The organism is Pseudomonas sp. 10B238, from assembly GCF_000970615.1.
GTDB lineage: Bacteria > Pseudomonadota > Gammaproteobacteria > Pseudomonadales > Pseudomonadaceae > Stutzerimonas.
Genome location: NZ_KQ033933.1, coordinates 128702 through 153929, shown reverse-complemented (window position 1 = coordinate 153929; position 25228 = coordinate 128702). Strand labels below are relative to the sequence as shown.

The 25228-nt window shown below is 61.4% G+C and carries 27 protein-coding genes and 2 pseudogenes; 14 read left to right on the top strand and 15 right to left on the bottom strand.

Annotated elements, in window-relative coordinates; genetic code table 11:
* Positions 1–62 precede the first annotated feature (62 nt).
* Together RT21_RS12290 and sutA are read left to right on the top strand one after the other, a co-directional pair.
* Positions 63–488 carry a secondary thiamine-phosphate synthase enzyme YjbQ gene (locus tag RT21_RS12290; protein WP_046162942.1) on the top strand — a complete coding sequence of 142 codons (426 nt, stop codon included), beginning with the start codon at positions 63–65 and terminating at the stop codon, positions 486–488.
* Positions 489–561: 73 nt separating this feature from the next.
* Positions 562–897 carry a transcriptional regulator SutA gene (sutA, locus tag RT21_RS12285; protein WP_045430936.1) on the top strand — a complete coding sequence of 112 codons (336 nt, stop codon included), beginning with the start codon at positions 562–564 and terminating at the stop codon, positions 895–897.
* 109 nt (positions 898–1006) lie between these two features.
* Here sutA and RT21_RS12280 read toward each other — a convergent pair whose 3' ends face one another.
* The 6 genes from RT21_RS12280 to RT21_RS12255 all read right to left on the bottom strand — a co-directional run bounded on the left by RT21_RS12280 (position 1007) and on the right by RT21_RS12255 (position 5611).
* Positions 1007–1702 carry an HAD family hydrolase gene (locus tag RT21_RS12280; protein WP_046162941.1) on the bottom strand — a complete coding sequence of 232 codons (696 nt, stop codon included), beginning with the start codon at positions 1700–1702 and terminating at the stop codon, positions 1007–1009.
* Positions 1699–2598, bottom strand: coding sequence for a tyrosine recombinase XerC (xerC, locus tag RT21_RS12275; protein ID WP_046162940.1), 900 nt, complete (start codon positions 2596–2598; stop codon positions 1699–1701). Before xerC ends, RT21_RS12280 begins: the two co-directional genes overlap by 4 nt.
* 81 nt (positions 2599–2679) lie before the next feature.
* Positions 2680–3375: a DUF484 family protein gene (locus RT21_RS12270; protein WP_046162939.1), complete on the bottom strand. Its 696-nt coding sequence runs from the start codon at positions 3373–3375 to the stop codon at positions 2680–2682.
* A complete protein-coding gene (dapF, locus tag RT21_RS12265) occupies positions 3372–4202 on the bottom strand; it encodes a diaminopimelate epimerase (protein WP_046163057.1) in 831 nt (276 codons plus the stop codon). The genes RT21_RS12270 and dapF overlap by 4 nt, the downstream gene beginning before the upstream one ends.
* Positions 4203–4212: 10 nt before the next feature.
* The gene (gene lysA / locus RT21_RS12260) at positions 4213–5460 is read right to left on the bottom strand and encodes a diaminopimelate decarboxylase (protein WP_046162938.1); all 1248 of its coding nucleotides are present in this window, start codon (positions 5458–5460) and stop codon (positions 4213–4215) included.
* Positions 5461–5470: 10 nt separating this feature from the next.
* Positions 5471–5611, bottom strand: coding sequence for an LPS translocon maturation chaperone LptM (locus tag RT21_RS12255; protein WP_019341253.1), 141 nt, complete (start codon positions 5609–5611; stop codon positions 5471–5473).
* Positions 5612–5812: 201 nt separating this feature from the next.
* Here RT21_RS12255 and cyaY point away from each other — a divergent pair, with 201 nt between their 5' ends.
* Positions 5813–6145 (top strand): iron donor protein CyaY, encoded by a 333-nt coding sequence (gene cyaY, locus RT21_RS12250; protein ID WP_045430917.1) that lies wholly within the window; start codon positions 5813–5815, stop codon positions 6143–6145.
* A 150-nt stretch (positions 6146–6295) separates the two neighbouring features.
* A complete protein-coding gene (rnk, locus tag RT21_RS12245; RefSeq protein ID WP_045430914.1) occupies positions 6296–6703 on the top strand; it encodes a nucleoside diphosphate kinase regulator in 408 nt (135 codons plus the stop codon).
* 38 nt (positions 6704–6741) lie between these two features.
* On the opposite strand, the gene RT21_RS12240 is transcribed toward rnk, so the two are convergent.
* The 3 genes and pseudogenes from RT21_RS12240 to RT21_RS12230 form a co-directional block, all read right to left on the bottom strand.
* On the bottom strand, positions 6742–9573 hold the full coding sequence (locus RT21_RS12240; RefSeq protein WP_046162937.1) for a class I adenylate cyclase: 2832 nt from the start codon (positions 9571–9573) through the stop codon (positions 6742–6744).
* Positions 9574–9746: 173 nt separating this feature from the next.
* On the bottom strand, positions 9747–9992 hold the full coding sequence (locus RT21_RS12235) for a TIGR02647 family protein (RefSeq protein WP_045430907.1): 246 nt from the start codon (positions 9990–9992) through the stop codon (positions 9747–9749).
* 78 nt (positions 9993–10070) lie between these two features.
* A pseudogene (locus RT21_RS12230) lies at positions 10071–10328 on the bottom strand (hypothetical protein); the annotation flags it as partial.
* 156 nt (positions 10329–10484) lie between these two features.
* On the opposite strand from RT21_RS12230, the gene RT21_RS12225 reads away from it, so the two are divergent.
* Complete coding sequence (locus tag RT21_RS12225) at positions 10485–11450, top strand: magnesium transporter CorA family protein (RefSeq protein WP_046162935.1); 966 nt, start codon at positions 10485–10487, stop codon at positions 11448–11450.
* Here RT21_RS12225 and RT21_RS12220 read toward each other — a convergent pair whose 3' ends face one another.
* From RT21_RS12220 to RT21_RS24440, 5 genes and pseudogenes are all read right to left on the bottom strand, one after another.
* The gene (locus RT21_RS12220) at positions 11451–11978 is read right to left on the bottom strand and encodes a hypothetical protein (protein ID WP_046162934.1); all 528 of its coding nucleotides are present in this window, start codon (positions 11976–11978) and stop codon (positions 11451–11453) included. It abuts the gene before it with no gap.
* 71 nt (positions 11979–12049) lie between these two features.
* Complete coding sequence (locus tag RT21_RS12215) at positions 12050–12532, bottom strand: GNAT family N-acetyltransferase (RefSeq protein ID WP_046162933.1); 483 nt, start codon at positions 12530–12532, stop codon at positions 12050–12052.
* Positions 12533–12589: 57 nt separating this feature from the next.
* The gene (gene argH, locus RT21_RS12210) at positions 12590–13984 is read right to left on the bottom strand and encodes an argininosuccinate lyase (RefSeq protein ID WP_046162932.1); all 1395 of its coding nucleotides are present in this window, start codon (positions 13982–13984) and stop codon (positions 12590–12592) included.
* 98 nt (positions 13985–14082) lie between these two features.
* Positions 14083–14967: a methyl-accepting chemotaxis protein gene (locus RT21_RS24445; RefSeq protein WP_371263610.1), complete on the bottom strand. Its 885-nt coding sequence runs from the start codon at positions 14965–14967 to the stop codon at positions 14083–14085.
* Positions 14941–15243: pseudogene (locus RT21_RS24440) on the bottom strand (HAMP domain-containing protein); the annotation flags it as partial. The pseudogene RT21_RS24440 and the gene RT21_RS24445, both read right to left, overlap by 27 nt.
* A gap of 1039 nt (positions 15244–16282) precedes the next feature.
* Here RT21_RS24440 and RT21_RS12200 point away from each other — a divergent pair.
* The 9 genes from RT21_RS12200 to RT21_RS12160 all read left to right on the top strand — a co-directional run bounded on the left by RT21_RS12200 (position 16283) and on the right by RT21_RS12160 (position 24716).
* Entirely contained in the window at positions 16283–17365 is a 1083-nt protein-coding gene (locus tag RT21_RS12200) for a sensor histidine kinase (RefSeq protein WP_046162930.1), read from the top strand.
* The gene (locus tag RT21_RS12195; protein WP_045430882.1) at positions 17362–18108 is read left to right on the top strand and encodes a LytR/AlgR family response regulator transcription factor; all 747 of its coding nucleotides are present in this window, start codon (positions 17362–17364) and stop codon (positions 18106–18108) included. Before RT21_RS12200 ends, RT21_RS12195 begins: the two co-directional genes overlap by 4 nt.
* A gap of 136 nt (positions 18109–18244) precedes the next feature.
* A complete protein-coding gene (gene hemC, locus RT21_RS12190; RefSeq protein WP_045430879.1) occupies positions 18245–19183 on the top strand; it encodes a hydroxymethylbilane synthase in 939 nt (312 codons plus the stop codon).
* Complete coding sequence (locus RT21_RS12185) at positions 19180–19950, top strand: uroporphyrinogen-III synthase (protein ID WP_046162929.1); 771 nt, start codon at positions 19180–19182, stop codon at positions 19948–19950. Before hemC ends, RT21_RS12185 begins: the two co-directional genes overlap by 4 nt.
* A 16-nt stretch (positions 19951–19966) precedes the next feature.
* On the top strand, positions 19967–21244 hold the full coding sequence (locus RT21_RS12180) for a uroporphyrinogen-III C-methyltransferase (protein WP_046162928.1): 1278 nt from the start codon (positions 19967–19969) through the stop codon (positions 21242–21244).
* A complete protein-coding gene (locus tag RT21_RS12175; protein ID WP_046162927.1) occupies positions 21241–22479 on the top strand; it encodes a heme biosynthesis HemY N-terminal domain-containing protein in 1239 nt (412 codons plus the stop codon). The genes RT21_RS12180 and RT21_RS12175 overlap by 4 nt, the downstream gene beginning before the upstream one ends.
* A gap of 128 nt (positions 22480–22607) precedes the next feature.
* Complete coding sequence (locus RT21_RS12170) at positions 22608–23099, top strand: disulfide bond formation protein B (protein WP_046162926.1); 492 nt, start codon at positions 22608–22610, stop codon at positions 23097–23099.
* A gap of 251 nt (positions 23100–23350) precedes the next feature.
* Positions 23351–23815: an Rsd/AlgQ family anti-sigma factor gene (locus RT21_RS12165; protein WP_046162925.1), complete on the top strand. Its 465-nt coding sequence runs from the start codon at positions 23351–23353 to the stop codon at positions 23813–23815.
* 115 nt (positions 23816–23930) lie between these two features.
* On the top strand, positions 23931–24716 hold the full coding sequence (locus RT21_RS12160) for an AlgP family protein (RefSeq protein WP_046162924.1): 786 nt from the start codon (positions 23931–23933) through the stop codon (positions 24714–24716).
* Here the strand turns inward: RT21_RS12160 and RT21_RS12155 are convergent.
* A complete protein-coding gene (locus tag RT21_RS12155; RefSeq protein ID WP_046162923.1) occupies positions 24689–25168 on the bottom strand; it encodes a TIGR02444 family protein in 480 nt (159 codons plus the stop codon). The genes RT21_RS12160 and RT21_RS12155 overlap by 28 nt on opposite strands.
* Positions 25169–25228: the final 60 nt, after the last annotated feature.

The window sequence follows — 25228 nt, the reverse complement described above, 5'->3', positions numbered from 1 at the left end:
CTTTGTTTTTTCTGGCGCCGCGCTAGAATGCGCGCGTTCAGGAGCCGAAGGGGTCTTTTAGAATGTGGCGACAGACACTCATCACGCTGCGCCCGAGGCCGCGAGGCTTCCATCTGATAACCGACGAGCTGCTTGCACAACTGCCGGAACTGCAACAATGCGAGATCGGTCTGTTACACCTGTGGCTGCGTCATACCTCGGCTTCATTAACGGTCAACGAGAATGCCGACGGCGCAGTCCGGCGCGATTTCGAACGGTTTTTCAACCGTCTGGTACCGCAGGGCCAAGCTGGATACGAACACGATTACGAAGGACCGGACGATCTACCGGCGCATTTCAAGGCTAGCCTGCTGGGTTGCCAGGTAAGTTTGCCCGTCAGCGAGGGGCGGCTGGCATTGGGGACCTGGCAGGGTATCTACCTGGGTGAGCACCGGGATCAAGGTGGCGCCAGGCAGGTTCTGGCCACGTTGCACGGGATGGCAAGTTGAATTTTTTTGGCGATGGCGAACAAAGCACATCGCTGGGCTATAACTTCCGCTTTGGCAAGGTACGAGGTTGAACATGAGCGACGAAGAATTAGAACAAGACGATCTGGACACGAACGACGAGGACGAAGGCGAGGAGCTGCCTGCTGCCGATGACGGCGAAGCAGATAACAGCGCCGACGACGAAAGCACCGACAGCGACCGGGCAGCGCCGACCAGTAAAAAGAAGGCCAAGGCGGTTGTGGTAGAAGAGCTGCCGAGCCTGGAAGCCAAGCAGAAGGAACGTGACGAGTTGGCTCGAGCAATGGAAGAGTTTCTGGCACGCGGGGGACGCGTACAGGAAGTCGAACCCAACGTGGTCGCAGATCCGCCCAAGAAGCCCGACAGCAAATACGGCAGTCGTCCTATCTAGGTTCTGAGGGGCGGGATCGGACGAAGCGTCACGCCGGTAAACGTGTGATCGCAACAGAGCCCAACACGGTCGTGTTGGGCTTTGTCGTATCTGCGCGGTTGTTATTCGGTTACCGCCACCGTGCGAGCAGTCTCGGGAGCTCTGCCAGGCTGCGAACTTCGGCGTCAGGCTGGCCTTCATGCTGCCACGCTTTGCCGCCCGGATTGAACCAGATGGCACGGACACCGGCGCGCTGCGCCCCGCCGACGTCATCGTCGGGGTGATCGCCGATATGGACGGCGTGTTCGGCAGCTACGCCCGCTCGCCCGAGCGCTTCCTGAAACGGCCGTGGGTCCGGCTTGCCGATCCCCAGGTCTTCTGCACACAAGGTGAACTGGAAATAGTCGGCCAACCCCAGGCGTCGGACGTCCGCGTTGCCGTTGGTCAGCACGCCGAGCATGTAGTGATTGGCCAGATGCTCCAGCGTGGGGTGAACGTCAGGAAACAGGTCGATGGCGTGCCGCGCTTCGAGGAAAACCTCGAATGCTCGACTGGCAAGATCTCGGGCCTCGCCCTCCGGGTAGCCGGCGTCATGCAAGGCGTGAAAAAGGATGCGTCGACGCAGCTCGCTAATGCGGTGTTTCAGGCCGGGTTCGGATTCAACCAACATGTGGCGGATTGCAGCGAGCGACTCCACCGGAAACCCGCCCAGTCGAGGCGCATGCTGCCCGAGCCAGTCGCGCAGGCTGTTTTCTGCACTGTGAATGACTGGGCCGACATCCCACAGCGTGTCGTCGAGGTCGAAGGTGATCAGGCGAATGCTCATTGGTCGCTGCCTTGCTTGCGTTTGGCGCGTGGGTGCGCCTGGTCATAGACCTTGGCCAGGTGCTGGAAATCCAGGTGGGTGTAGATCTGGGTGGTACCGATGTCGGCATGGCCGAGCAGCTCCTGCACCGAGCGCAGATCCTGGGAGGACTCCAGCATGTGACTGGCAAAGCTGTGCCTGAGCATGTGCGGGTGCAAGTGCTGACCCAGTTCACGCACGCCTGCCTGGCGCACCCGTAGCTGCACCGCTCGCGGACCCAGCCGGCGACCCTGCTGGCTGACGAACACGGCGCCATCCGGCGGATTGCTCAGCGCGCGCACTGGCAGCCACGCTTCGAGGGCTTCGCGCGCTTTGCGGCCTACGGGCAGCACCCGTGCCTTGTTGCCCTTGCCTTGGACCTGAACCAGTCCCGCGGGCAGGTCCAGCTGGTCGAGGTTCAGCCCGACCAGCTCGGCCAGGCGCAACCCTGATGAATAGAACAGCTCCAGCATCGCCTGATCACGATGACCGATGAAATCGTCTTCAACGCCGCCATCGAGTAGCTGCATGGCTCGGTCGGTATCTAGCAAGCGCGGCAGGCGCCGCTCGCCCTTGGGTGCGGAAATGCCGGCAGCCGGATCATGGGCGCAGCGGCCCTCCTGGTTGAGATACCGATACAGCCCGCGTAGCGACGACAACAGCCGAGCGAGGCTGCGTCCGGACTGGCCGTGGCGATGCTGCTCGGCAATAAGCTGACGCACGTGCGGGCTTTTGAGTTGCCCCCATTCAGGCAGCCGCTGCTTTTCGCAGAAGGAGAGCACTTTGACCAGGTCGCGACGATAGCCGTCGAGGGTATGCGGCGACACCTGTCGCTCGGTGCGCAGGTGTTCGAAGTAGGCGTCTAGGTCGGTTTGCATGAGCGGCTTCCTGGGAGTGCCGGCTCGCCTAAGGCTGGGCCTGGCACTCAGGTTTTGGCCCGTAGCGGGTGGTCTGTGTTCTCAACGCACCGAGCGCAGCGGCGTGGAATAGGAGGGCAGTACGCGTGTCAGCACTTCGGCGATGTAACCGAGGAACAGGGTGCCCAGTGAACTCTTATAGTGCTGCGGGTCCACGCTCCCAATCGCCAGGATGCCCTGCTGCTGGTTCAGGGCGACCACCGCAGCCGAGCCGATGCTGCGACTTTCTTCTTCTCCAAAGAGAAAGGCGAGTTCATGCGGACGAAGCACACCACAGACTGTCTTGCCGCTGCCAAGCAATCCACTGATGGCTTGCTGGGCTTCGGCGCTGGTAACGCTGCGGCCGACTGGCAGCGGCGTTTCACTGAACAGGATCAGGCTCACAAAGGGCACCTGGAACTCGTGCCGCAGGCTTTCATCCACCGCGCCGATGACTTCTTCCAGGCTGTTGGCATCCAGCAGATCGAGCACCAGCCGACGCGTTTTGTCGAACAGCCGATCGTTGTCACGGGCCACGTCCATCAGATGCGACAAGCGATGGCGCATTTCGATGTTGCGCTCGCGCAGCAGCTTAACTTGCCGCTCGACCAGCGACACCGCGCCGCCAGGTAGGTGAGGGATGCGCAGTTCGGGAATTAACTCGTCGTGATCGACAAAGAATTCCGGATGGGCTCGCAGATAGGCCGCGACGGCTTCTGCGTCGGGCAGCTGTGGCTTGTCCTGGTTTTGCTCGGTCATAGGCGAACCTGTCCTTCGAATACGCGAACAGCGGGGCCGGTCATCATAACGGGGTGTCCAGCGCCTGCCCATTCAACGGACAGACGGCCACCGGGTAGATCGAGCTGCACCGGAGAATCCATCCAGCCTTGTTGGATGGCAGCGACTGCCGCGGCGCAGGCGCCGGTCCCGCAGGCCTGGGTTTCGCCTGCGCCACGCTCCCAAACACGCAGCTTGGCGTGCTGACGATCGACCACCTGAATGAAACCGGCATTGACCCGCTGAGGAAAGCGCGAATGGTGCTCGATCTTCGGCCCGAGCTGGTGCACCGGAGCGTTATCGACATCCTCCACGCGCAGCACTGCATGGGGGTTGCCCATGGATACGGCCGCGATGTCCAGCTGCTGATCATCGACCTGAAGCGGATAACTCAAGGCTTGTTGGTCGGCCTGGAAGGGGATCTCAGTCGGGATCAGGCGAGGCGGGCCCATGTCGACGCTGATCTGCCCGTCGGGCCGCACGATCAGCTCGATAATGCCGCCCTTGGTCTCGACGCGGATTTGCCTTTTCATGGTCAGGCGCTTGTCCAGCACGAAGCGGGCAAAGCAGCGAGCGCCGTTACCGCATTGCTCCACTTCCGATCCGTCGGAGTTGAAGATGCGATAGCGGAAGTCCACATCGGGGTTGTGCGGCGGCTCGACCAGCAGCAGCTGATCGAAGCCCACGCCGGTATGCCGGTCGCCCCATTGCTTGGCGTGCTTGGGTTGGATGTGCGCGTGCTGGCTGATCAGGTCGATGACCATGAAATCATTGCCCAGGCCGTGCATCTTGGTAAAACGCAAAAGCATCGTCGTGGCCTCAGGCAGGCAGCAGGCTTTCGCCGGCATAAAGCTCCTGCACGCTTTCGCGGCGGCGCACTTCGTAGGCTTCGTCGCCGTCAACCAGCACCTCGGCTGCGCGGCCGCGGGTGTTGTAGTTCGAGCTCATGACGAAGCCATAGGCACCGGCCGAACGGACCGCCAACAGGTCTCCTTCAGCCAGCACCAGCGGGCGCTCCTTGGCGAGAAAGTCTCCGGTTTCGCAGATCGGGCCGACGATGTCGTAGTGACGCGCCTCGCCCTCGCGCGGCTGCACCGGTACGACATCCATCCAGGCTTGGTACAACGCCGGGCGGATCAGGTCGTTCATCGCCGCATCGACGATGGCGAAATCTTTGTGCTCGGTGTGCTTGAGGTATTCAACACGGGTCAGCAGCAGACCGGCGTTGGCGACGATCGAGCGGCCGGGTTCGAACACCAGCGCCAAGTCGCGTCCGTCGATGCGCTTGCGCACGGCCTGGATGTAGTCGCCGGCCAGCGGGGGCTGCTCCTCGCGATAGCGAACACCCAGCCCGCCGCCCAGATCCAGATGGCGAATACGGATGCCACGCACGGCGAGGCGGTCGATCAAGGCGAGCAAACGGTCGAGTGCATCAAGGAATGGCGGCAGCGTGGTGAGCTGCGAGCCGATGTGGCAATCGACGCCAACAACCTCCAGATTGCTCAGCTCGTGAGCTCGGGCATAGACCTCCTCGGCGTTGGCAATGGCGATGCCGAACTTGTTTTCCTTGAGGCCCGTTGAGATGTACGGGTGGGTCCCAGCATCGACGTCCGGATTGACCCGTAGCGAGACCGGTGCCACTGCGCCCAGCTCGGCGGCAACCTGCTGCAGGCGCTCAAGCTCGTCGGTGGACTCGACGTTGAAGCAGTGCACACCGACTTCCAGCGCGCGGCGCATGTCGTCGCGGGTCTTGCCTACGCCCGAGAACACGATGCGGTCAGGCTGACCACCGGCCGCCAGTACGCGCTCCAGTTCGCCACGCGAAACGATGTCGAAGCCGGCACCCAGGCGGGCCAGTACGTTGAGCACGCCAAGGTTGGAGTTTGCTTTGACCGCAAAACAGACCAGATGCGGCATGCCTTGCAACGCGTCGGCGTAGGCGCGGTACTGCGCCTCGATGTGAGCCCGAGAATAGACGTAGGTGGGGGTGCCGAAGCGTTGCGCGAGAGCGGGCAACGCCACGCCCTCCGCGAAGAGCTGACCGTCGCGGTACGAGAAGGCCTCCATGAATGCCTCCTTACAGTTCGAATCGGTCTTTGGAACGTTCTTTGGCAGTTGCCTCGTCGTCCGGAAGGTAGAGCGGGCCTTTCTGGCCGCAGCCGGTAAGCGCGGAAGCGAGAACCGCCAGTGCGATGAGTGGAAGCAGCAGACGCTTCATTGGGGTGCAATCCTAGAAAAATCGATGGGCCGGAGTATACCCAGCACCCGTCGGATTGCCTATGTGGCCGCGCTCGCCGGTCCCACCTTGGATCTCTTGCCCGGACAGCCGCTCGCTAGACGCGGCGGTGGCCTGCTAAGCTCGCCAGCATCGTCGGCGGCCCCGTTGCCGCCATGCAACCCGTACCGAGGAAATCGATTCATGAGCCTGAGCGAAGCCCGCTTTCACGATCTTGTTGACGCTGCGCAGGAGGAAATCGAGGACGTGTTCGATCACAGCGGAATGGACGTCGACCTGGAGAATTCCGGTGGCGTGCTGACCGTGCGTTTCGAGAACGGCACCCAGTTGATTTTCAGCCGTCAGCCCCCGCTGCGCCAGTTGTGGGTGGCGGCGCGTTCCGGTGGTTTTCATTTCGACTATGACGAGTCGACCTCGCTGTGGATCTGCGACGCCAACGATGAACGTCTCGGTGAGCTTTTGTCCCGGGTTACTCAGGAGCAGGGCGGCGAGGCGCTGGAATTCGAAGACCTGTAAGGGTGGCGGGCGGCAGGCCCAAGCCATGATTCCGGCACCCTTGCTTATTTAATGAGCTGTGATAGGGTCGGTTGCAGGTTAAATAACCCCGCCTTCGGGCGGGGTTTTGTTTTTTTGTCTGTTTAATTTTCTAGGAGCTTACCCGCACCCATGACCAGCGCACCGCCCATCATCATCACTCAACCCGATCTCCAGCGGCTCGAGCGTTTGCTCGACGGCCTGGCTGACTACGGTCCGGCCGCCGAGGCACTCGAGGAAGAGTTGTCCCGCGCCCAGGTGGTCGAGCGCAGCGAGCTGCCCGCTGGCGTGGTGTCTATGAATTCCCGCGTCCATTGTCGCGAGGAGGGTGTCGGCAAGGACTACCATCTGACATTGGTGTTTCCTCAGGATGCCGGCAAGGAAGGTACTGTCTCGGTCCTGGCACCGGTAGGCACAGCGCTGTTAGGCATGACGGTGGGGCAGCACATCGATTGGCCGACGCCCAGCGGCAAGGTACTCAAGCTGACCCTGCTGGCTGTCGAATATCAGCCGGAAGCGGCGGGCGACGTCACTCTCTGAGGGCGTCGTGACCACGTCCGCTCTCGCTCCGGGACGGATCAGAGCGACTTCAGCGCCTGGTTGAGCGCTGCCTCCAGGTGCGCTTTGTAGCGCAGGTGCTGAACAGTTTGGGCGCGGCCAGTGCCGTGCAGGCCGGACATGTCGAGGTCGGTTATATAGCAGGGGTAGCGCTCGGCGCCGCGTCGCTGCGCAAGAATGAAATGCGCGACTGCGGCGAACAGCTCGGCGCCATATTCCAGGCTCGAAAACTCCTGATGATTGCAGTACAGGGTCACCCGTGAGCGGCCTCGTTCGCTGTGTTCGACGATTGCCTGCACGTCATAGTAAGGATCGCCGACGTTTTCCCGTGGCGGCGGTATCCGCTCGATGTTCACTGTCTCGCCCGCTGCCGGTGTCATGAGCCGGTAGAACAGGATATCCATCGCTGCCAGCCGGCTCTCTTCGAATGGAAGCTGGGTGTTGCGCCGGTAACTCACCGACTGCAAAAACCGCAGCAAGGGTGTCAGCAGACTCTGCTCGTCTCGATAGGGCTGTTGCTGGCGCCAGAGCGCGTTGAATTCATCCAGAACGGTGACTTCCGCCAGGCTTCCCTGAGCGCGATAGAAAACTTGCAGGCAGTGTGCCCTGGCTTGTCCAAGAATCAACGGCAGGTCGGTCCCTTCGAGCGCGTGTCGCTCCACGCGGATGGGTCGCACGGTGTGATGAGCCTCGCCGAGATGTTCCAGCAGTGCGGGCATGTCGCTCAATGTGGTGTGCCGGACATTTCCGCTCACCAGATCCAGCAGGTGGTAGTGCTGGCGGACCTGCAACAGGTAACGGCTCTCACCCGGCTCGTCGAGCAACGTTTGGGCGTCGGTAAAAACGGTGTTGATACGTCGCGCGAGTGCCATGCCGGCATTTCGGCTGAAGCAGCGTATTCGCAGATCGGGCCGCTCGCCACGAATCGGCAGCTCTTGAAGGAAATCACGCAGGCAGTCCGGCAACGGGGATGTGCCTTCATAGCGCGTCGCGATCAGTTCGCTCCAGCTGTTCAGTGTCAGTTGGTCGACGCTCAGCACCAGATTGTCTCGGGTAACGGCATGCCGCAGCGATTCGGTTAGCTCGTCGAACGATAGGGGTTGTTGTGGGTTCAGCGGGTCAAGACCGACGTTGATCAGCAGCAGGACCTTGACGGGGCTCGCCGCGACCAACAGCGCTTCGTCAGCCAGAGCCTGAGGCGGCATTGGGAATGCTTGGCGGATATCGGTCAACAGCGCGAACAGCTCGGCTTCCGTCAGGCCGCTGTCGCCGGGGTGCAGCGCGACATGCGTTGCCGTATCGATAATGCCGTTGCGATGGCACCAAGCTAAAAGTGGAACCAGCTCGCGGGAGCGTTTGAGCGGCGAAAAATTGCTGAGCTGTTGGGCATTCAGGTTGCCTTCGTAAAGCGCCCAGTAGACGTCGTCCGCGGCGTCGTAGCCCTGCATGAGGGTCAGGCTGTGCTCTGCCAGGTCGGGCGCGATGCCCAGGTTGATGGCTTCAACCTTGCCCGCCTTGCGTTCGATCGCGGCATGCAGACGCCTGCCAAGTACACCGAAATCCCGTCCGTTGATGCTGCTGATGATCTGCAGGCGCCGCGCAAATTCACTGAGGAATCGGTAGCCGTAGGTCAGTTCGTTGACCAGTGCTCGGCGTTCCTCGACGACCCGCCGCACCTTCCACTGGCTACGTGCGTCGAGTTGGGCAAACTGTCGATCATCCCATTTCCATTCCGCCACCAGGCGCTCAAGCAACCGCCTTTTCCAGCTTTTGTTTCGGCCGTTGAAGGGCTGGCTGAGCGGCTTATTGACCTTCAGGTATAGACAGCGGCGCAGCAGTGCGAGGCGTTCCTGATCGCCGCGGCTGTCGAGGTAGTGCTCGATTCTGCGGTAGGCGACGATGTAAGGATCGAGCTCGTCCAGATCGAGTCGATTGGCATACACAGCCTGCTTGAAGTCGAGGCTGAGGCAGCGCACCTGAGGATGCTCGCCGGCGTAGACCTCGATCAGCAGCAGCTTGAACAGCGACTTGTAGGGCGACTCAATGGCCTTGTACAGCTGCCACAAGCCGGCACCGAGGTATTCGCCGGGCGGGATGCTGGCGAGACTGCCCAGATCCAGCACCTCGTCGCTGCGCACGAAGCGTTTGTCCAGCAGGGTGCGCACGTAGTCGTGGTAGCGGTGCTCTTCGTAATCAGGTACCAGCCACCAGAGCGGGGTGCGTCCGCCCAACCAGATCGCGGTGCGGTAAAACTCATCAAGCAGCAGATAGTGTTGAGTGGTCCCGCAGTCATCGGAGGTCAGCTTGGCTTCGCGGGCGCCCTGAGTGAAGCGGACCGGATCGACCAGGAAAAAATGCGCCTCGCTGCCTTGAGTTGCGGCCCATCCCTGTAGCAGCTCACATTTGCGTTGCAGTTCGCTGAGTTGCTGCGCAGACAGATCCGGATCATGGCAAACCCAGACATCCAGGTCGCTTTGGTCGTCCTGCGCAACGGTGCCAAGACTGCCCATGAGAAACAGGCCGAGAATCGGCTGCGGCGGCTTACCGCGCAGTGGCTTGTAGGTGAACGAGCGGCTCAGGCGCTGAGCTTCAGCCAATGTTTCGGCGTCCGGCTCGAACCCTGCCAGTCCGGCTGGTGTAGTGCTGGAAACGTAACCCGGCAGAATTGGATGGTTTACGTGGAAAAGCAGCGGCAACAGTGTGAGCACCGCCTGTTGGCGGGACGACATGACGAGCCGGGTGCGTTCCAGGCGTGCGGCATTCAATGAAAGAAAGCGAGCACGAAGCGCAGCGAGCACCTTGCGATCGATTCCCTCTTCAAGGATTGGGCGGATTTCCTGGTGGCGCGTCATGTGGCGATTGGTTCAGGCAAACGATGTTGTCCGACATGTTGATCGAGGCGAAGGGCGAAAACTAGCACGGGTCAGTGAAAGCCGCAGCTGCAAGAAACGGGTGATAGCCGAGCGCCTGTGCGGTGGTCAAACCGGTAAATGGCGTGCTCGGCTAGGCTTTGGTCGCCTCAAGCTTAAGCCGGAACGGGCTCAGTGAGAATTGTTAGCAGCACTTGGGCATGCTCAGCGGCATCGCGTCCGAGGCTCGTCAGGTAGCCGCCGTCGGGTAGGGTTGTCAGACCTTTGCTATGCAGGCGCTGGGCGGCAGCGATCGCCGCGTCGCCGGCGTCGTGGTGGACTTTCAGGCCTTCGAGTGAGTTGTCGAGGTTGAACAGGCGAAGAATTTCCAGCTCGGCTACCACTTCTGGGGTGTAGGACATGTCTGCTCCTCGGATGATGGGCGTTGGCCCTGTTTGCGGAAGTGTAGATGCTACGTGCGCGCGTGCCGCCGTCTAAGACTATTCGGCTAGGTCGGGTAGGTTGCGCAGCTGCGTTTCGTACCCTTCGATGTCGAACGGGCGGTCTTGCTCGAGCATCTGCCGGATCTCCCTGGCGAGCACGAGCGCCATCAGCTTGAGGATCTCGTCGCGCTCGTAGCCGACCAGTGTCAGTTTGTTCAGCGTAGCCTGGGCAGCGGCGGGTTCCCCGGCTTCAAGCTGGTTTTCGATTGCCTGGATCAGTGTTTCCTCGGCAAAGGTTTCATCATCATCGGACGTGGCATCGTTCATGTCGCAACTCTCGTCAGGGAAGTTCTCGATAGCGTGTTGAGGTGACTACCGGCAAGCTGGCATCAGGCGGAAAAGGCCGGCTGAACGCTTCGCTTGGGTCGGTTTCTACTCTTACTATGACTTATCGAGAACACGACTACAGCAATGATCATCTTTCACTGTCTTGAAAACGGCGCGCTGGTGCGGCGCGTTGCCGAAAATCTGCAGACGCTTCCTGACAATATGCTGTGGGCCGATCTGCTGTCGCCTGATTCGCAGGAAGAGCGTTTTATCGAATCGTCGTTGGGGCTGGACATTCCGACCCGCGAAGAACTCGCCGAAATTGAAGACTCGTCGCGCTTCTACGATGAGGATGGCGCCATCTTCATGACCACAACGGTGGTGATGGGGATCGCCGATCGGCGGCCGGAAAATGCCCAAGTCACCTTTGTCCTGACCAAGCGTTGCCTGGTGACCGTTCGCTATACCGAGCTCAGTGCGTTCCGGCAGTTCGAGACGAAGAGTTCTCGGCAGCCGTCGACCTATTCCTCCAGTCATCAGATCTTTCTCGCCTTGGCGGACGCTGTGGTTGATCGCATTGCCGACGTGCTGGAAAGCGTTCAGGTCCAGCTTCAGACCTTGTCGAGGTGCATCTTCGACGTGCGAAAGGAGCAGCGCACGGACCTGCAGCAGATCATCCAGCAGCTTGGGCAGCACCGTTCGCTCCTGTCGCAGCTGGGCGAAAGCTTGTTCAGCTCAACCCGTCTGTTGGCGTTTTATCGCCTGCATGCTAACGAGCCCAGGCAGGGTGCCGCCAAGGGCCTGCTGAAGGCGCTGGAGCGTGACGTGCGTTCGCTTGGGGAGCATCAGGCGCGGCTGTTGGGCGATATCGCTTTTCTGCTCGACGCCACGCTGGGCCTGATCAATATCGAACAGAACGCCATCATCAAGGTGTTTTCCATTGCGGCGGTACTGTTCCTGCCGCCAACGCTGGTGGGCACGGTATATGGCATGAACTTCGAGAGCATGCCCGAGCTCAGTTGGTCGTTTGGCTATCCGATGGCCCTTGGGATGATGGTGATTTCAGCCATCATCCCCTACGCCTGGTTCAAGTTCCGTGACTGGCTTTGATCAGCCGAAGAAATACAGAACGATGCAGAACGCGCCCAGTAGCGCCCATACGGCGCCAAAAATGATGGGCGTGCGCAGCGAGAACAGCAGTGTACGTTTGTAGCGCTTCCCGCCCGGCGGGCTATTGCCTTCACCGAACAGAGCGGAATCGTGGTTGGGCAGCAGGCCGACATTGCCTTCGGTCTGCAGCAGCTCGGCCTGCTTGCGATGCCAGCGCTCGATCACGTCGAAGCTCGCGCGAATGCCAGGTATCGCATGCAGCGAAGTGAGCAGCCCAAGCAGCGCCAGGATGCTCGGCACCACCAGACGGAACAGGCTTCCCCAGTCGGGATTAGTGTTGGCCATGGACGAGGCGAAGGCGATCATCAGAAACGACTGCGAAGACAGGTAGCCGCTGGTGCGGCTGGCCAGCAGCGTCGACTCGAAGTGGATTTCCGAGCGATAGAAGTTCAGGCGCTCCTTAGGTGAGTCGAATACTTCGGCACCTTGGGTGTCCTGATTGAGCAGCAACGTTTTGAGGTCGGGCATAAGGGGGAGCAATCTCGGGCGTCAAGGCGTTTGGCGCCATCCGACAGGTTGAGTTCCCGCTCGTGTCAATCTCAGGCCTGCTCCGCCAACGCCTGTAGCGCTTCACCGGTCAGGCGATAGCTGGTCCATTCATCCTGGGGGCGTGCACCCAGTGATTCGTAAAACTGGATGGCCGGTTCGTTCCAGTCCAACACCGACCACTCGAAGCGCCCGCAACCACGCGACACTGCCAAGCGCGCCAGATATTGGAGCAACGCCTTGCCTGCACCGGTACCCCGGGCCTCGGGTGTGACGTAAAGATCTTCGAGATAAAGGCCATTGCGGCCAAGCCATGTCGAGTAGTTGAAGAAATACACCGCATAGCCGATCGGCTGGCCGTCGCGCTCGCAGATCAGCGCACTGGCGCTGGCATCTTCGGCGAACAGGCTGGACTCGATGCCCGCGACATCGGTTTTCACTTCATGCTCGGCGCGCTCATAGATTGCCAACTCGGTGATAAAGCGCAGGATCAGCGCGGCATCATCGCGGCTGGCGGGGCGAATGTTCAACGACATGAAAACTCTCCGGTCTGACAGGCACGAGCCGCCTCGCGCCTGCCCAGGTGACTTGGCTCAGCGAGTGACCAGCAATTCACGGCCGCGCTGAACGGCTGCGCGAACCTGCCTGGGTGCCGTACCGCCGATGTGATCGCGGGCATTCACCGACCCTTCCAGGGTCAGCACGGCGAAGACGTCCTCACCGATCTGGTCGCTGAATTGGCGCAGCTCGGCGAGGCTCATTTCAGCCAGGTCCTTGCCGCCCTCTAGTCCGTACTTCACCGCATGGCCAACGATCTCGTGACAATCACGGAAGGGCAGGCCCTTGCGCACCAAGTAGTCGGCCAGATCGGTTGCTGTGGAAAAACCACGCAGCGCGGCTTCACGCATGATTTCGCGCTTGGGTTTGATCGCCGGGACCATATCGGCAAAGGCGCGCAGCGAGTCGCGCAGGGTGTCGGCAGCGTCGAACAGCGGCTCCTTGTCTTCCTGATTGTCCTTGTTGTACGCGAGTGGCTGGCCTTTCATCAGCACCAGCAGGCCAGCGAGCGCGCCGAACACACGTCCGGTCTTGCCGCGTACCAGTTCTGGTACGTCCGGGTTCTTCTTCTGCGGCATGATCGAGCTGCCGGTGCAGAAGCGGTCGGGCAGGTCGATGAACTGAAACTGCGCGCTGGTCCAGAGCACCAGCTCTTCGGAGAAGCGCGACAGGTGCATCATCGCCACTGAGGCGGCGGCGCAAAATTCAATGGCGAAGTCGCGATCCGAGACGCCGTCCAACGAGTTACCGGAGATGGCCTCGAAACCCAGCAGTTCGCAGGTGATCTCGCGCTGAATGGGATAAGTCGTGCCGGCCAGCGCGGCCGAGCCCAGCGGCATGCGATTGGTGCGCTTGCGGCAGTCGACCAGGCGCTCATAGTCGCGCGACAGCATCTCGAACCAGGCCAACAGGTGATGGCCGAAGGTCACCGGCTGGGCTGTCTGCAGGTGCGTGAAGCCGGGCATGATGGTGTCCGCTTCGGCTTCGGCCAGGCCCAGTAGGCCCTCTTGCAGTCGTGTGATTTCGCCGAGGATCAGGTCGATTTCATCGCGCAGCCACAGGCGGATGTCGGTGGCGACCTGGTCGTTGCGCGAGCGGCCGGTGTGCAGCTTCTTGCCCGTGACGCCGATGCGGTCGGTCAGGCGTGCTTCGATGTTCATGTGCACGTCTTCGAGATCGACGCGCCAGTCAAACGTGCCGGCTTCGATTTCGTTCTGGATTTCTTTCAGATTGGCGATGATCTGGTCGCGTTCGGCATCGGTCAGCACGCCGGCCTTGGCCAGCATCGTCGCATGGGCGATCGATCCCATGATGTCGTGGCGGTAGAGGCGCTTGTCGAACTCGACGGAGGCGGTGAATCGGGCGACGAAGGCGTCGACGGGCTCGCTGAATCGGCCGCCCCAGGACTGGTTGGTCTTGTCGGTGCTCATGAATGCGCTCGCTGAATCGGATGGGCAAATTGGAGGGCCCGAATAATAACAGGGTTACGCGCGGCTTCCGTGCTGGCGCTCCGCAGCGAGCGGCTTTATCAGGCCTTGAACTGGCCGAGACTGGCTTCGAGCCTCTGCGCAAGCACGCCCAGTTCCTTACCACTGGCCGCGGTTGCAGTCACCGCGTCGGCGGATCGTTCGGCTTCGGTCAAGATGACTTCGACCCGCTCGCGCACGGCCGTTGCGGTGCTGGCTTGGTGTTCTGCGCCTTTGGTTGCCTCCCTTACGACCTGGTGCACTTGCTCGACGGCAGTCTGCAAGGCGCGCTGTAGCTCGCGGCTGCTCCCCAGGGAAGCCGCGCCGCTTTCGGCCTGCTTGCCCGCCGTGTTGATCGCCAAGACGGCGTCACGTGCACCCCGTTGTAGGCTTTCGATATGCGCCTGGATATCGCCCGTGGACTGCTGAGTCTTGCTGGCGAGCGCTCGCACTTCATCGGCCACCACCGCGAATCCACGACCACTCTCGCCGGCGCGAGCGGCTTCGATGGCAGCGTTCAGCGCAAGCAGATTCGTTTGCTCGGCGATGCCCTTAATCACGGTCAGTACCACCTCGATCTGTTCGCTCTGCTTGGCCAGTTTTTCGATCACCGAGGCGCTTGTCTGTACGCCACTGCCAAGCGCTTCGATCGTACGGCCCACCTGCTCGGAAATCGCCTCGTTATCTACCGCGGCCTTGCGAATCGAGGCAACCTGATCAAGTGCAGTCTGCATGGCGCGGCTTTCATTCTGTGCGTGCTGGGTCATGTCGGCCAACGCCTGCAGGCTTCGGGCGACCTCGTCACGTTGGCGCTCGGCAGCGGCTGCAGCGGAGCGGCTCCGGTTGCCCAGTGTGTCGATTTCCGCCCCGGTCTGTACGGCGATAGCGCGTGCTTCCTGGACGATCGGCTGGAGCTTGGCCAGGAACAGATTGACCGCGTCAGCCATCTCGCCCACCTCGTCTGCGCTGTGAATCTTCACGCGCTGGGTGAGATCGCCGTGGCCGGCCGAAAGGTCGCGCAGCGCGGTGCTGAGCAGGCCCAGCCGGCGCAGTACCTGGCGTCCGAGCACCAGCGTGACGGCGAGCAGGAGCAGTGTTCCGATGACAGCAAGGCCAACGCTGATTTTCCAAAGCAGCGCCGACGCGGAGCGCTCCACTGCCTTCTGGCTATTGGACTCGATGCTTTGTGCCACCTCCGTCGCCGCGGCCAGGCCAGACGCCATGATTTTTGCGCTGTCGCTGGCGGTGGTTGCGAGACCGGCTTCCACCAGCTTCGCTCCGCTGGCGACCAGTGTCTGGAAACGGCTGTCGAACGCCGCCAGTTCCGTGCTCACCGCTGAGGTGGAGAAGCCGAGGATCACCTGGCCGATGTCCGCCCCCTTGGGGTTGATCGATGTCTTGGCGAGATAGAGCGTTGGGTCGCTCTCGGCCGCGGACAGTACCTTGTCGAACGCGGTGCGTCCGGTGCCCTTGTCCAGCAGTGCTTTGACTCGGGGATCCTGGCGGTTCAAGTGGCGGGTGAGTTGGTTGCCATTGGCATCGAAATAAACGACGAAGACGACCGCCGGGTTGCGGTGAGCCATTCTGACGAACTCGGTCAGCGCCGGTACGTCGTTGTCCCAGATCGCAGCTGGCGCGACGCCAGCGAGCAGCGTGGCGAGGTCGTCGCCGGACTGCTTGAGGTGACGCTCAAGCACGTCTTTCAGCTGATTCTGCTCTTCGGTCAATCGCTGTGTCAGTCCCTGGGACAGATCGCTGGTCATGCGTTCGGCCAGGTTGGTAAGCCCGCCCCTGACTTCGGCATCTGCCGAGCGCAGCGCTTGCAGCAGGCGCGCCGAATCTTCGCCCAGGCTTTGCTCGATGTCTTGTTCGAGCCCGTCGATGGTGCCCCGGGTCAATGCGAGAGCAACCAGTACTTGCACCAGAACGGCGCCGCACAGCGTCAGGAATACCGGGCGTAGCAAGGGGCTACGCAGAGAGGAAAACAGCAGCACGGTTCAAACTCCTGGGGCAGCGGTAACAATTGGCGGGTCGATAATGGGATGCAAGCATTGCGCCATCATGCGCAAAACGAATCGCTCGTAGAACACCTTGTATCGGCCGATACAGCCGCATTCATGACTGCCGAAGCGTGGAACTGGCGACCGTTCGTCATCATTGCAACGTTCCGAGTCGATAGACTCGGCTCCCACTTCGCAACGGCAGTGGCCGCCTTGCCGGGCTCGCCTTGCTTTGCGCTCCTGCGGCGCGGAAACTCAATTCATGCGAACAAATAAACTCGATCGAACGCGGCCGGCGGCCCCTGTCGATGACTTCTTCGTGCCTGAACTCTGCCAGCCCGACGCGTTGCTCGGCCTGGTGCTGCTCGCCGAGTTGCTGGTGCTCGTGCTGGTGCTCGCCGAGCCGATGCAACCAGGGTTCAACTGGATGCGCCTGGCGCTGGCGTCGTTGTTCGTGCAGTGGGTGATGTTGCTGTCGGCCGGTTTGACTTGTCAGCTGCGACCGCTGCTGGCGCGATTGCCGGCTTGGCTGGCAGGGCTTGCTTGCTGTGCGATGGTGGTCGGGCTGACGCTGGCGTGCACGGCGGTTGCCGATATCTATCAGCTTGGCGGTCCGCTGACGCGCGTCGGCGAGGTGAATCTGTATCTGCGCCATGCATTGATCAGCCTGATCATGTCCGGCCTGCTGCTGCGCTATTTCTATCTGCAGAGCCAATGGCGGCGGCAGGAGCAGGCCGAGCTTCGCGCTCGCATCGAGTCATTGCAGGCGCGCATCCGACCGCATTTTCTGTTCAACAGCCTGAACAGCATCGCGAGCCTGGTGGTCACCGATCCAGCTAAGGCCGAGCAAGCGGTGCTCGACCTGTCCGATCTGTTCCGTGCCAGCCTGGCGCGCCCCGGCACCCTGGTGCCTTGGCGCGAAGAGCTGGAGTTGTCACGCCGATACCTTTCAATCGAGCAGTACCGGCTCGGCGAACGGCTGAAAGTTGAATGGCAGGTCGATACCGTACCGGATGATTTGCCGATTCCCCAGCTGACCCTGCAGCCGCTTCTGGAAAACGCGCTTATCCACGGAATCCAGCCAAGAATCGAGGGCGGGGTGGTCAGCGTGGCGGCGTACTATGCTGACGGCGTGTTCCATTTGCAGGTTAGTAACCCCTTTGATGAGACGGCTCCAAAGCTGCCATCTAGAGGGACTCAGCAAGCGCTGCTCAATATAGACGCACGACTAACGGCACTTTTCGGTCCCGCGGCGAGTCTCAGCGTGGAGCGGCGTAATGCCCGTTACTACACCTGTCTACGCTATCCGTGTGCGACACAAAAGCAGGAAGCCAGAACTGTATGAATGTGCTGATTGTCGATGACGAACCTCTAGCCCGCGAGCGCCTCAGCCGACTGGTAGGTGACCTTGACGGCTATCGTGTCCTGGAACCTTCCGCCTCCAATGGCGAAGAGGCGCTGTCCCTGATCGAGGAACTGCGTCCCGATGTTGTGTTGCTGGATATCCGTATGCCGGGGCTTGATGGCCTCCAGGTTGCAGCCAAGCTGTGCGAGCGCGACGCTCCCCCTGCGGTGATCTTCTGCACCGCCCACGACGAGTTTGCGCTGGACGCCTTCCAGGTGAGCGCGGTCGGTTACCTGGTCAAGCCGGTACGGCCGGAACACCTCGCCGAAGCATTGAAGAAAGCCGAGCGGCCCAATCGTGTGCAACTCGCGGCGCTGACGCGTCCTGCGGCGGTGAGCGGCACCGGCCCGCGCAGCCATATCAGCGCACGGACCCGCAAGGGCATTGAACTGATCCCATTGCCTCAGGTGATCTATTTCATCGCTGACCACAAATACGTCACCCTGCGCCATGAGGGCGGCGAGGTTCTGCTAGATGAGCCGTTGAAGGCGCTCGAAGATGAGTTCGGCGAGCGTTTCGTCCGCATTCACCGCAATGCGCTGGTCTATCGCGACCGTATCGAGCGATTGCAGCGCACCCCCCTTGGACATTTCCAGCTGTTTCTCAAGGGGCTTGAGGGCGAGCCGCTTACCGTAAGCCGCCGCCATGTCGCCGGTGTGCGCAAGTTGATGCAAAACCTCTGATTCGGGCCTGGCGCTAAGGACAGGCGCCCCGTTCCAGTTCAACCGTCCCCCGGACGGCTTTCCTTGATCCCCGCCAACCCGATCGCTGTTCCTGGCCTGTTATCATCGCCGGCAGTTCATCTGTCTGGAATTGTTCATGTCCCGCGAAATTCGCATCGCCACCCGCAAGAGTGCCCTGGCCCTGTGGCAGGCCGAATACGTCAAGGCGCGCCTGGAAGCCGCTCATCCGCATGTGACGGTGAGCCTGGTGCCGATGGTCAGTCGGGGCGACAAGCTGCTCGATGCACCGCTGGCAAAGATCGGCGGCAAGGGTCTTTTCGTCAAAGAGCTGGAAACAGCCCTGATGGAGAACGAAGCGGACATTGCCGTGCACTCCATGAAGGACGTGCCCATGGAATTCCCCGAGGGGCTCGGTCTGTATTGCATCTGTGAACGGGAAGACCCGCGCGACGCGTTCGTCTCCATTCACTATGAGAATTTTGATGCGCTGCCTGCCGGCGCGATCGTAGGCACCTCCAGTCTCCGGCGCCAGGCGCAGCTGCTGGCGCGTCGCCCCGATCTGAAGATCCAGTTCCTGCGCGGTAACGTGAACACTCGCCTGGCCAAGCTCGATGCAGGCGAGTACGACGCAATCATCCTGGCGGCGGCCGGCCTGATCCGCCTGGGTTTTGGCGACCGCATCCGCACCAGCATCAGTGTCGAGGACAGCCTGCCTGCCGGCGGGCAGGGCGCCGTCGGGATCGAGTGCCGGACCGGCGATACCGAGCTGCATCAGCTGCTTCAATGCATGAACGATCCCCATACCGCCATCCGCGTGAGCGCCGAGCGGGCCCTGAACCGCCACCTCAATGGAGGCTGTCAGGTGCCGATCGCCTGTTATGCCGTACTCGAAGGCGATCAGCTGTGGTTGCGTGGGCTCGTCGGCCAGCCCGATGGTGCCTTGCTCCTACGCGCTGAAGGCCGTGCGCCCAATGCCGAAGCCGAAGCGCTCGGTGTGCGCATCGCAGAAGAATTATTGCAGCAAGGCGCTGGCAAGATCCTTCAGGATATTTATGGTGAGGCCGGCAAGGCGTGAACGGCTGGCGTCTCTTGCTGACGCGGCCCGCAGAAGAATGCGCCGCCCTGGCGGACATCTTGGCGGGTCAGGGCATCCACAGTGCCAGCCTGCCCCTGCTCGCTATCGAGGCACTCGACGAAACGCCCGAACAGCGCGAGGTCATGCTGGAGCTGGATCGTTATGCTGCCGTGGTGGTAGTGAGCAAACCGGCGGCCCGGTTGGGCCTGGAGCGGCTCGGTCGTTATTGGAAAGTTCCCCCAGTTGGGCCAGTTTGGTTCAGCGTGGGCGCAGCGACTGGCGCCATTCTTGAAGAATACGGCCTGGATGTGTCCTGGCCCGCCAGTGGCGACGATAGCGAAGCGCTGCTGGCGCTGCCGCGACTGGCCGAGGCGCTAGACGTGGCAGCTCCGAAAGCGCTCATCCTGCGCGGGGAGGGGGGGCGTGAACATCTCGCCGATACGCTTCGCGGCCGTGGCGTTCAGGTCGACAGCCTCGAGCTGTACCGGAGATATCTGCCTGAGTACCCGTGCGACAGGTTGATCGAACTGGTTCGTTCGGAACGGCTGAATGCCATGGTGGTCAGCAGTGGGCAGGGTTTGCAGTCGTTACGCGAGTTGGCAGGATTCGATTGGTCAACTCTGCGTGAACTACCCTTGTTCGTACCCAGCCCTCGTGTGGCCGAGATGGCCGAGGCGTTGGGCGCCAAAAGAATCGTGGACTGCCGTGGTGCTGGAACCGCGGCTTTGCTGGCGGCGCTACGGGACAATCCCGGGCCCGCTTCCTGATGCAAAGGATGGAAACGTGAGCGAAGTAGACTCCGACAAGGCACCTCAGCAACCGAAGGGCAACGACTCTGTCGCCGCTCAAAATCCTGTTAAGAAAGAGCCGCAGAAGGATTCGAAAGAGGCGCCCAAGGCGCCACCACCGAAAACACCGGCCGGTTCTACAGCCGATGCGCGTGGCGGCGGCAAAGGATTGGCCGGTCTGGCCCTGCTGGTCGGCTTGGCGGGTCTGGCAGCAGGGGGCTACAGCGTCTGGCAGACTCAGCAGCTGGCCGATCAGGAGCAGCAACAGCAACAATCGGCACAGGCTACGAGCGAACAAACCCGCCAGTTGGGTGAGCGCAGCGAGCAACTGGCCAGCCGCCTCGGCAAGCTCGAGCAACTGCCATCGGCCGACCAGCTTGAGGATCGACGCCGTTTGCTGACAGAGCTGCAAAGCGATCAGCAGCGCCTGGCGGGGCGTGTCGAGCAGGTTCTTGGAGCCAGTCGTGAGCAGTGGCGACTCGCCGAAGCCGAGCATCTGTTGCGCATGGCGATGTTGCGCCTGTCGGCCATGCAAGACGTGAACAGCGCCGAATCGCTGCTCGCCGAGGCGGATCTGATTTTGCGTAAACAGGATGATCCGGGGGCGTACGCCGCGCGACAGCAATTGCTCGAAGGGCTTGAAGCGTTGCGCAGTCTGCCGGAGCTGGACCGGACCGGGTTGTTTCTCCAGCTTGGTGCGTTGCGCGGTCAGGCCAATCAGCTCAATGGCCTGGCTCCTGAATTCGAGGAGGGTCAAGGCGCCACAGGTGGCCAGGCTGATAGCGGCTGGCAGCGGTGGCTAAATGAGCTGACACGTTATGTCCGTATCGATTTCGACGCTGGTAATAGCGTCAAGCCGCTGCTTGCCGGTCAGAGTCTGGCGCAGGTGCGGTTGGCGTTGTCGCTGGCCATCGAGCAGGCGCAGTGGGCCGTGCTCAATGGCAACGAAAAGGTCTACCAGCAATCGTTGGACCAGGCGGGGCAATTGATCAAGGATCACTTCAGCGAGGAAAACGGTCAGAGCCGAGGGCTGCGCGACCGTATCGAAGAACTGAAAAAACGCCAAGTGTCGGTCAGCCTGCCGGACCTCTCACCGGCGCTCCGCGCATTGCAGACCTATGTGCAGAAACGTGAATCGTCCGAAAGCGCTGGGTCGCCTGCTGACAGCGGCCCAGCACAGCCCACGGACAAGACGACCCCGGAATCTGACCAGCCGACAGCCGATGAGCCAGCGTCCGATGAGCCGTCAGCGGAAGAGGGGCAGCGCGCATGAAGCGATTCGCCTTTGTCCTGATCCTGCTTATCGCGATTGTCGGGTTCCTCGGCTGGGCCATTGCGCAGGACCCGGGCTATGTCCTGATCAGCTATGACCGCTTCCGCTACGAGTCGAGCTTCTGGATCTTTCTTGGTCTGATCGCGTGCCTCTGGTTGTTGGCAATGGTGGTGCACTGGGTGCTCGGCTTGTTGCACACGTCCGGCGCACTGGTCAATCCGTGGTCGCGTCGTCACCGTGAGCGTCGTGTCAGCAAGGCATCACGCAGCGGTTTACGCGAGTTGGCCGAAGGACAATGGACTCAAGCCTTGGGTCATTTGCGCTCCGCTGCCGAGCACGACCACCAGCCATTGGTGCATTACCTTGGCGCCGCACGTGCCGCCAATGAACTGGGCGAGCACGAGCAAAGCGACGAGCTGCTCCGCAAGGCAAGGGAGCGCGAGCCCGAGTCAGGCCTTGCGGTTGGCCTGACCCAGGCTCAGCTGCAAATTGCGAGGGGCCAATATGGCGAGGCGCGGGAAACACTCAACGCGCTGCACAGCGACCATCCCCGTCATCCCTACGTGTTGACCTTGTTGCAGCAGCTGTACGTTCAGCTGGAAGACTGGTCGGCTTTGTGCAGGTTGCTACCCGAGCTGCGCAAGCACCGCGTGTTGCCACCGGCTCGCCTGAGTGAGCTTGAATTGCTGGCCTGGACAGCGGCGATTGAGCAAAGCGGTCAAGCCCCGACAGCCAGCAATGAGGACGCGTTGCAGACCCTCAATCAGAAGTGGCAAACCGTACCGTCGGGGTTGCGCAGTGAGTCGCTGCTGGTGCGAGCCTACGCTGACGGCCTGTCCCGCTTGGGAGCGGATGCTAAAGCCGAAGAGGTGCTCTACGCAGCGCTCAAACGACAGTACGATGATCGCCTGGTTGAGCGGTACGGCCGCGTCCGCGGTCAGGACCCTGCACGTCAGCTGGCGAATGCTGAAGGCTGGCTCAAGACTAATCCGGAGAATGCCGAGCTGCTGCTTGCGCTTGGCCGGCTGAGCATGCGCAACGCGCTTTGGGGCAAGGCACGCGACTATCTCGAGGCCAGCCTGCGCTTCGAACACCGTCCGGAAACCTGCGCCGAGCTGGCCCGATTGCTGGCCCAGCTAGGAGACAACGAGCGCAGCAACCGGCTGTTCCAAGAAGGGTTGGGGCTCCTTGATCAATCCAGCGCCAACCGGATACAAACCACCAGCAGCAGTTAGCGGTTGGCAGTCGGCGCGGCGCCCGGGTAGTGACGCCCGTCCCGCGCCGCTGCGGCGATTTGCGTATGGCTTGCAGCTCGCCGCCTGCCGCACTACCGTAGCGAACTTTTCCTGTCTGCGGAGTTGCCATGAACCTGGCCAGCCCACGTTCGCTGTTTCTTCTGGCCTTCATCGGCTGCGCGTTGATGATGGTCGCTGCCCTGTATCTCGAGCACGTCGTCGGGCTGGTTCCCTGCCCGCTGTGCATCGTTCAGCGTATCTGCGTCATCGGCTTCGGCCTGGTCTGTCTGGTCGCTGCGCTGCATGGCCCACGCAAGATCGGTCGCCGTGTTTATTCGGTCATGGCACTGCTGTTCGCCGTTGCTGGTGGGGGCACGGCGATACGCCAGATATGGCTGCAGAACATGCCTGCCGACCAGCTGCCGAGCTGCCTGCCCAGTCTCGAATACATGATGGATGCGTTGCCGTTCCAGGAAATTGCCCGTTTGGTGCTTCACGGTACCGCCGAGTGCGCCGAAGTTACCTGGACACTGCTCGGAATGAGTATTCCGGAGTGGACGTTGCTCGCATTCATTGCAATGGCCCTGTTCTGTTTCTGGCAGTTGCTGCGCCGCGACTAGGCTTTTTGTCGAGGCGGGGCGAATGATCGCCCCGCCTGATGGTCAATGAGCAGGGCGAAGCGGTCACGCTAGTGATGCCAGTTGAATTTCATCCTTGCTGCTTGATGCTTCGTTCCGCGCAGCTTAGTCTGCCCTGGCGGCGTCGGTTTTCTGCCAATTTCGCTGTCACTCACCCAAGGCCGATATCCCAAGACAAAAAACCGTCTCGGAAGGCGCAACAGGCATCATCGATTAGGGAAAGTGAGGTCATCATGCTCGAGAGCTGTCGGAACGCCCAGGAACGCTGGGGAGGTGTGCACCTGCTGATCGACCGCTGGCTGCAGGAACGCCACGCATTGATCAACGCATTCGAAGGGCTGCATGGGGGTGCCGAAGCGGCTACTCGCCCGGCCTTGCAAAAATTCTGCGAAATCTTGCTCGACTATGTGTCGGCTGGTCATTTCGAGATCTACGAGCAATTGCTCAACGAAGCAGAAGCCTTTGGTGACAAGCGGGGGCTGGATCTGGCACGTCAGATTTATCCTCGTATCGAGGCGATTACCCAGGTTGCGGTTGCTTTCAATGACCGGTGCGACAACGGCGACTGTCTCGAAAGCCCTGGTCTTCCAGAAGAGCTGAAGCGTCTGGGCCAGTTGCTGCACGAGCGCTTCGAGCTTGAAGACTGCCTGATCGAAGTGCTGCATACCGCGCATAAAGAGCCTGCTGCTACCGCCTGACCGATGCCGGTCAGCTGCGCGCGAAGGATCGCTTGTAGCACGCTTCGCTGATCGGTTGGCGGATCGCTGCGGCCCGTCTAGTATGGCTGCACCAATCCCGCCAGGAGGCGCTTTCATGCCAGCAAAGAAAAACGCGGTCACTACCCCGCTGCACTTGCTTCAGCAGCTATCAAAAAGTCTGGTCGTGCATCTGGAAAAAGCCTGCACTGATGCACAGAAGGAAGCAGAGATCCTCTTGGCCAAGCTTGAAAAGCAGCGTGGCAAGACGCAGGAAAAACTGATCAAAGCGCGCGCCAAGCTCGACGAGGCCGGCAATGCTGGCAAGTCGAAGGCCCAAAGCAAGGCTCGCTCCAAGCTAGCCGAACTGGATGACATGCTTGCCTTGCTACAGTCACGGCAGAACGAGACCTTGAGTTACCTGGCTGACCTCAAGCGCGACGCCGAGCAGAGCTTGAACTTGGCGCAAGGTGTCGCTCAGGTTGAAAAGGCTGCGGCGCAAGCACTGGCATCGCGCAGCAAGGCCACGCCGTCACGTTCGGCTTCAGCGCAACGCAAGGCTGCGCCTGCGTCAACCAAGTCAGCTCCTGCCAAGCAATCTTCCAGCAGCTCGACCCCGGCGGCGAGCAAGCCAGCCACAGCCCGCGCCCGAACAGCAGCCTCAAAAGTTGCGGATAGCAAGTCCGCCACGGCTAATGCGCCCAGCGGCTTGGGCGCAGCCGACAGTGGCGCTCCGAAACGTCCCGCTCGGCCTGCCACTAGCCGCGCGAAGCCAAAACCCGCTTCCACCAAGTCATCCAGCGCTGCCAAGCCCGCTGCAACGCGCAAGCCTGCTGCCACACGCAAGCCCGCAGCAACCAAGGCCGGCAGTGCGGATCAGTCCGCTCCGCCGGCATCCAGCTGAGAAGCTGCACGGCGCAGCACGGTCAGCAATGCATCGGGGTCGCCGTTGATCCCCGTGCATAGCTGGTTCAGCCAGTTGTTAGATCCGTCCTCCCGCAACCAATGCTGCGTTGCCTGCTGAAGGCGCTCGAACTGAGTTCGTTCGGCGTCTAGCTCCAGCGTTTTGACTCGCTGGCGCAAGCTGGCGAGCTCGGTGTCGATGGCTGCCTGCTCACGCCACGCCTGACGCAGATTTCGCAGGGGCAATACCACTGCGCTCTGCCAGTCCTTGCTGAGCTGTTTCAGTTCTTCCAATCGCTGCGCGTTTTGTTGGATGCCCCGAATTTCCAACCAGACGCAGGCGAGCAGCAAGCAGACGTCCATCCCTAGCGCTTGCAACTCAAGACACGCCTTTTCCACGCCGGGCTCTGCGTAACAGGCGAGGGCAAAATTCCAGAGTTCGTCGTTGTTCATCTGTAATTGGTTTTTTTCATGAGCAGCCGGATGGATTTCCGGGCGACCTGATAAACTCCG

Bases quoted from the DNA above. Each gene is read 5' to 3' on its own strand.
- argH (WP_046162932.1), bottom strand. From the start codon at position 13,984: ATGAGCACCGACAAGACCAACCAGTCCTGGGGCGGCCGATTCAGCGAG.
- RT21_RS12225 (WP_046162935.1), top strand. From the start codon at position 10,485: ATGATCATCTTTCACTGTCTTGAAAACGGCGCGCTGGTGCGGCGCGTT.
- sutA (WP_045430936.1), top strand. From the start codon at position 562: ATGAGCGACGAAGAATTAGAACAAGACGATCTGGACACGAACGACGAG.
- RT21_RS12235 (WP_045430907.1), bottom strand. From the start codon at position 9,992: ATGTCCTACACCCCAGAAGTGGTAGCCGAGCTGGAAATTCTTCGCCTG.
- RT21_RS12155 (WP_046162923.1), bottom strand. From the start codon at position 25,168: ATGAACAACGACGAACTCTGGAATTTTGCCCTCGCCTGTTACGCAGAG.
- RT21_RS12170 (WP_046162926.1), top strand. From the start codon at position 22,608: ATGAACCTGGCCAGCCCACGTTCGCTGTTTCTTCTGGCCTTCATCGGC.
- cyaY (WP_045430917.1), top strand. From the start codon at position 5,813: ATGAGCCTGAGCGAAGCCCGCTTTCACGATCTTGTTGACGCTGCGCAG.
- RT21_RS12165 (WP_046162925.1), top strand. From the start codon at position 23,351: ATGCTCGAGAGCTGTCGGAACGCCCAGGAACGCTGGGGAGGTGTGCAC.
- RT21_RS12195 (WP_045430882.1), top strand. From the start codon at position 17,362: ATGAATGTGCTGATTGTCGATGACGAACCTCTAGCCCGCGAGCGCCTC.
- RT21_RS12215 (WP_046162933.1), bottom strand. From the start codon at position 12,532: ATGTCGTTGAACATTCGCCCCGCCAGCCGCGATGATGCCGCGCTGATC.
- rnk (WP_045430914.1), top strand. From the start codon at position 6,296: ATGACCAGCGCACCGCCCATCATCATCACTCAACCCGATCTCCAGCGG.
- RT21_RS12240 (WP_046162937.1), bottom strand. From the start codon at position 9,573: ATGACGCGCCACCAGGAAATCCGCCCAATCCTTGAAGAGGGAATCGAT.
- RT21_RS24445 (WP_371263610.1), bottom strand. From the start codon at position 14,967: ATGGCTGACGCGGTCAATCTGTTCCTGGCCAAGCTCCAGCCGATCGTC.
- xerC (WP_046162940.1), bottom strand. From the start codon at position 2,598: ATGCAAACCGACCTAGACGCCTACTTCGAACACCTGCGCACCGAGCGA.
- RT21_RS12200 (WP_046162930.1), top strand. From the start codon at position 16,283: ATGCGAACAAATAAACTCGATCGAACGCGGCCGGCGGCCCCTGTCGAT.
- dapF (WP_046163057.1), bottom strand. From the start codon at position 4,202: ATGCTTTTGCGTTTTACCAAGATGCACGGCCTGGGCAATGATTTCATG.
- lysA (WP_046162938.1), bottom strand. From the start codon at position 5,460: ATGGAGGCCTTCTCGTACCGCGACGGTCAGCTCTTCGCGGAGGGCGTG.
- hemC (WP_045430879.1), top strand. From the start codon at position 18,245: ATGTCCCGCGAAATTCGCATCGCCACCCGCAAGAGTGCCCTGGCCCTG.
- RT21_RS12160 (WP_046162924.1), top strand. From the start codon at position 23,931: ATGCCAGCAAAGAAAAACGCGGTCACTACCCCGCTGCACTTGCTTCAG.
- RT21_RS12290 (WP_046162942.1), top strand. From the start codon at position 63: ATGTGGCGACAGACACTCATCACGCTGCGCCCGAGGCCGCGAGGCTTC.
- RT21_RS12220 (WP_046162934.1), bottom strand. From the start codon at position 11,978: ATGCCCGACCTCAAAACGTTGCTGCTCAATCAGGACACCCAAGGTGCC.
- RT21_RS12175 (WP_046162927.1), top strand. From the start codon at position 21,241: ATGAAGCGATTCGCCTTTGTCCTGATCCTGCTTATCGCGATTGTCGGG.
- RT21_RS12270 (WP_046162939.1), bottom strand. From the start codon at position 3,375: ATGACCGAGCAAAACCAGGACAAGCCACAGCTGCCCGACGCAGAAGCC.
- RT21_RS12255 (WP_019341253.1), bottom strand. From the start codon at position 5,611: ATGAAGCGTCTGCTGCTTCCACTCATCGCACTGGCGGTTCTCGCTTCC.
- RT21_RS12280 (WP_046162941.1), bottom strand. From the start codon at position 1,702: ATGAGCATTCGCCTGATCACCTTCGACCTCGACGACACGCTGTGGGAT.